6 protein-coding genes are annotated in these 4,606 nt (G+C 65.5%); 4 read left to right on the forward strand and 2 right to left on the reverse strand.

The features are described 5' to 3' along the window. Positions 1 to 506: 506 nt before the first annotated feature. Positions 507 to 650 carry a hypothetical protein gene (locus NFW05_RS06130; RefSeq protein WP_295303707.1) on the reverse strand — a complete coding sequence of 48 codons (144 nt, stop codon included), beginning with the start codon at positions 648 to 650 and terminating at the stop codon, positions 507 to 509. A gap of 240 nt (positions 651 to 890) precedes the next feature. Between NFW05_RS06130 and NFW05_RS06135 the strand changes: the two genes are divergently transcribed. The 4 genes from NFW05_RS06135 (at position 891) to NFW05_RS06150 (ending at position 3,486) form a co-directional block, all read left to right on the forward strand. Continuing rightward, positions 891 to 1,337 (forward strand): DoxX family protein, encoded by a 447-nt coding sequence (locus tag NFW05_RS06135; protein WP_295303710.1) that lies wholly within the window; start codon positions 891 to 893, stop codon positions 1,335 to 1,337. Between the two features lie 106 nt (positions 1,338 to 1,443). Continuing rightward, positions 1,444 to 1,659 (forward strand): molybdopterin-binding protein, encoded by a 216-nt coding sequence (locus tag NFW05_RS06140; RefSeq protein ID WP_295303713.1) that lies wholly within the window; start codon positions 1,444 to 1,446, stop codon positions 1,657 to 1,659. 8 nt (positions 1,660 to 1,667) lie between these two features. Further along, positions 1,668 to 2,495 carry an aliphatic sulfonate ABC transporter permease SsuC gene (gene ssuC / locus NFW05_RS06145; RefSeq protein WP_295303716.1) on the forward strand — a complete coding sequence of 276 codons (828 nt, stop codon included), beginning with the start codon at positions 1,668 to 1,670 and terminating at the stop codon, positions 2,493 to 2,495. Between the two features lie 10 nt (positions 2,496 to 2,505). After that, entirely contained in the window at positions 2,506 to 3,486 is a 981-nt protein-coding gene (locus NFW05_RS06150) for an ATP-binding cassette domain-containing protein (protein WP_295303719.1), read from the forward strand. Between the two features lie 302 nt (positions 3,487 to 3,788). On the opposite strand, the gene NFW05_RS06155 is transcribed toward NFW05_RS06150, so the two are convergent. Then, a complete protein-coding gene (locus tag NFW05_RS06155) occupies positions 3,789 to 4,592 on the reverse strand; it encodes an ABC transporter permease (protein ID WP_295303722.1) in 804 nt (267 codons plus the stop codon). Positions 4,593 to 4,606 lie beyond the last annotated feature (14 nt).

The following is a 4,606-nucleotide window of genomic DNA, read 5'->3' on the forward strand; positions in this document are numbered from 1 at the left end:
GAAGATGCTCAAGAAGCACGGCTTTATCCCGGCCGCCGCCTGACCTCTCTCCCTTCCAGCTCCCCTTGATGGCATCAGGCGCCAGAAATTTGCTTGCCTTCACTTGGGCGTTCTTTCACGGTAAGCGTCCCAGCCTCCTTCAGAAGTGGCTGCTTCTCAAGTCCTCTCCGTACGCGGGATGCACGAACGCCTCAGCCCTCTGGGAGAGGAAGACGTAACAGCCGATGCCGCGTGGAACCCCCCGCCCCGCAACTGAGGGCAGCCGATACCGATGCATTGGCAAGGCGCCCCGCCCCCGGGCGGGGTGCCTTGTTTCTTCGGGCGCTTCACAAGGCCAGTTCGAGCAGCAGGGCGGTGGTGGCCGCGAGGCCGATGAGGGCGCGCCCAGATGGCGCGATCGAGGGAAGCGATGATCCGGCGATCGTGCAGGCGGCCTTCGCGGATCAGCGCATCCTGGGTGGGTGCTTCGTGCGCAGGGTTGGCCGGGGCCGCCATCGCGAAGAAACTCATCCGTCCGCGAGAAAGACTCGAGCGATGGCGAACAGGGCTACCAAGGCGACGATGGCGGCGAGTTGCCCGAATTGCTGGCGCCGGTCGGGCGACGGCGGGGGGCGCGTCGCGAAGTCGTGGATCAGTTCGGGGTCGGCCATCTCGGTCGGGAAGGGGTTGCCGATGGTTCACGATAAGCCGTCGCCCGGCAGCACCCAACGACGATCTGCGCATATCCATATTCGCCACGGGGAGCGGCATGTTGCAATGCATTGGCGGTGAATAACCTGATCCGAAATGGCGGAATAGCTTATCGGCAATGAATCGTTGCCGCAGGCGCACAGGGGCCTAGACTGACCCTGCAGTCCCCTACCCAACAACCCGTTTCAAGGAGGTCATCCATGAGTGCATTTCCGCAAGATCGTCTGGAGCGCTACGGCGCCTTCGTCCTTCGCATCACCCTCGGCGGCATCCTGCTCGCCCACGGTTTGCTGAAGGTTCTCGTGTTTACGCTGCCGGGAACGGCGGAATACTTCGCTTCGCTCGGCCTGCCCGGGGTGCTTGCCTACGCGGTGGCGGCGGCCGAAGTCGGTGGCGGCCTGCTGCTGCTCCTCGGCGTCGCCTCGCGCTGGGTCGCGCTGGCGGTACAGCCCGTCCTGCTCGGCGCCCTCTGGGTGCATTCGGGCAACGGCTGGTTGTTCTCGGCGAGCGGTGGCGGCTGGGAGTTCCCGCTGGTGCTGGTCCTGCTCGCGCTGAGCGTTTCCCTCCTCGGCAACGGCGCCTTCGTGCTACGCCTGCCGGCCCGCCTGGCATGGCGGCGCGGCAAACGGGAGGTCGCTCCTGCGTGATCCGCAGCACCCCGGCGGCAGGCATATGCTTCGACGCGATTCTTCGTTCGGGGCGCCGCCGGGGGTGCCGATAATCCGGCGATCCCGCAATTTTCCCAGGACCACCATGAGTATCCAGTCAGTCAACGCACGCAACCAGTTCCGCGGCCGCATCAAGGAAATCATCGAAGGCCCGGTCGTCTCCGAGATCGACGTCGATACGCCGTTCGGCATCGTCACCTCGGTCATCACCACCCGCTCGGTCAAGGAGCTCCACCTGCAGGTCGGCACCGAGGTCCTCGCGCTGGTCAAGGCGACCGAAGTGTCGATCGCCAAGCTCTAGGGGTGGTGATGGCAGATACAGCTTTCCCGATCGCCGGGGCGGTGCCGGGCGGGCGCCTCGCGGCGCTGTTCAGGCACCTCGGCCGTCGCCTGGTTCCCTGGCTGGTCCCGCTCGCCATCCTCGTCGTCTGGGAGGTCGCTGCCCGGGTCGGCTGGCTGTCCAGCCGGGTATTGCCCGAACCGCTTGCGGTGGTCAAGGCCGGGGTCGCCCTGGCTGCGAGCGGCGAGCTGCTCCAACACGTCCGCGTCAGCGCCGGCCGCGCGTTTACCGGCTTCGCCATCGGCGGCGGGCTCGGCCTGCTGCTCGGCCTGCTCACCGGGTCCTTCCGCAAGGTCGAGATCGCCCTCGACACCACGCTGCAGATGATCCGCAACATCCCGCCGCTGGCACTGATTCCGCTGGTCATCCTGTGGTTCGGCATCGACGAGACGGCCAAGCTGTTCCTGATCGCCTTGGGGGTGTTCTTCTCGGTCTACATCAATACCTTCCACGGCATCCGCTCGGTCGACCCGGCGCTGATCGAGATGGGGCGCAGCTACGGCCTCAAGGGCTGGTCGCTCTACCGCGAAATCATCCTGCCCGGCGCCCTCTCGTCGATCCTGGTCGGCGTTCGTTACGGGCTCGGCTTCATGTGGGTGATCCTGATCGTTGCCGAAACCATCTCGGCGCAGGCCGGTATCGGCTACATGACGATGAACGCCCGCGAATTCCTGCAAACCGACGTGGTCCTGCTCGGGATCGTGCTCTACGCGCTGCTCGGCAAGCTCGCCGACGTCGCCGCCCGCCAGCTTGAGCGCCGCTGGCTCAAGTGGAATGCCGCCTACACGGCGGCCTGAGGAGGCATGGATGAATATCGACAACATCGAACTCGACCAGGTCCGCCAGGCGCGCAGCGAGATCCAAGGGCTGGACATCGACGTATACGGGTTGATCAAGCGCTTCGGTGACCGTCAGGTCCTCCATGGGCTCGACCTCGCGATCGCGCCGGGAGAATTCGTCGCCATCGTCGGGCGCAGCGGTTGCGGCAAGAGCACGCTGCTGCGCCTCCTTGCCGGCCTCGACGGCGAGAGCGCCGGCGAGATCCGGCTCGATGGCCGCCCCGCTGCGGCGCACAAGGAAGACGTCCGCATGATGTTCCAGGATGCACGTCTGCTGCCCTGGCGCACGGTCATCCAGAACATCGCTATCGGTCTTACGGGATCGCGCCAGGAGGTTCGTGAACGCGCCCTCGAGGTCCTCGCCCGGGTCGGGCTCGCCGACCGCGCTGACGAGTGGCCGGCACGTCTTTCCGGCGGCCAGCGCCAGCGCGTGGCGCTGGCTCGCGCGCTGATCCACAAGCCGCGCCTACTGCTCCTCGACGAGCCGCTCGGGGCGCTCGACGCGCTGACCCGGATCGAGATGCAGCGGCTGATCGAGAGCATCTGGAAGCAGCAGCAGTTCACCGCGCTGCTGGTGACGCACGACGTGTCCGAGGCGGTCGCGCTCGGCGACCGCATTGTCCTCGTCGAGGAGGGGCGCATCACGCTCGACGAGTCGGTGGCGCTTGTACGGCCGCGCGAGCACGGCGAACCCGCATTCGCCCGCCTGGAAAGCCGGGTACTCAAGCGGCTGATGACCATCGAGGCGGTCACCAGCCGCAACCAGATTCGCGGCCGCGTTGCCGACATCGTCCTCGACGACGTGCTGTCGGAGGTCAGGATCGAGACCCCGGCCGGCGTCGTGACGTCGACGGTGCTCACCCGCTCCCTCAGCGAGCAGCCTTTGGAAATCGGTGCCGAGGTGCTGGCGACCTTCAAGTCGAACGAGGTCGTGCTCGCCGCGGCCTGATGCAACCTGGCCATGTGGAACGGGCAGCGCCTGGTTCAGGTCGATGTCCTCGACCCCGATGCGGAGCGCCGACGGTAGCGGCTTGACCGATCCGTGACTGCACTCCGGACGTGCCTGGTGTTCCGCTGTTCGAGAGTCGGCTTGCGGTTGTGGTCGTGCGGAAATCCGGCCCTTCTGCATCACGATAATGACTCAGGATCGATTCGGGTGGCTGGTGGAAGTCCCGGATTTGATTCGTCGATCGGGGCAGCCAGCTTCGGGGAGCAGCCTCGGAATGGACTTCCCGGCAACTGATGGCTGTCTCAGCGGTGCATACCCCAACGCCGGATGGTGGTTCTCTCGATGAAAGCGAATATCAGGTTTTCGACGAGCAGCCCGATGACTATCACCATGGCCAGGCCCGCAAAGACCTTTTCGGTCAGCAATTCGTTGCGACTCTGGAAGATGTACCAGCCCAGCCCGCCTTGGCCCGAGGAAGCGCCGAACACCAGTTCGGCAGCGATCAGCGTTCGCCACGCGAAGGCCGAGCCGATCTTGAGACCCGACAGGATCGATGGAAGGGCGGCCGGTATCAGTATCTGGACGACATAGCGAAGGCCGCGCAGGCCGTAGTTGCGGCCGGCCATGCGCAGGGTTTCCGGAACGCCCTGGAAGCCCGCATAGGTGTTGAGCGCAAGCGGCCAGAGTACCGAATGTACCAGCACGAAGATCAGACTGGCCTGGCCCAGGCCGAACCACAGCAGCGACAGCGGCAACAGGGCGATTGCCGGAAGCGGGTTGAACATGGCGGTCAGTGTGGACAGGAGGTCGCGCCCGAGTCGCGTCGAAACCGCCAGCGTCGTGATCAGGAAGGCGATCAGGATGCCGAGCAGGTAGCCCTGCAACAGGACGCTCAGCGAGGCGGCGACCTTGGCCGGCATTTCGCCGTTGGCCAGATCGGTCAGCAGGCTTTCAGCCGTTGCCGAAAAGCTGGGCAAGAGCAGGTTGTTGTCCTGGTACGCGGCGACAACTTCCCATAGTCCGGCCAGCACTACCAGAATCAGCAGTTTGCGCAGCCAGGATTGTAGCCAGAGGCGCCTCTGCCACGACAAGCGTCGGGCCACCAGCGATTCCTTCGAAA

It is taken from the genome of Accumulibacter sp. (assembly GCF_023806625.1).
Classification (GTDB): domain Bacteria; phylum Pseudomonadota; class Gammaproteobacteria; order Burkholderiales; family Rhodocyclaceae; genus Accumulibacter.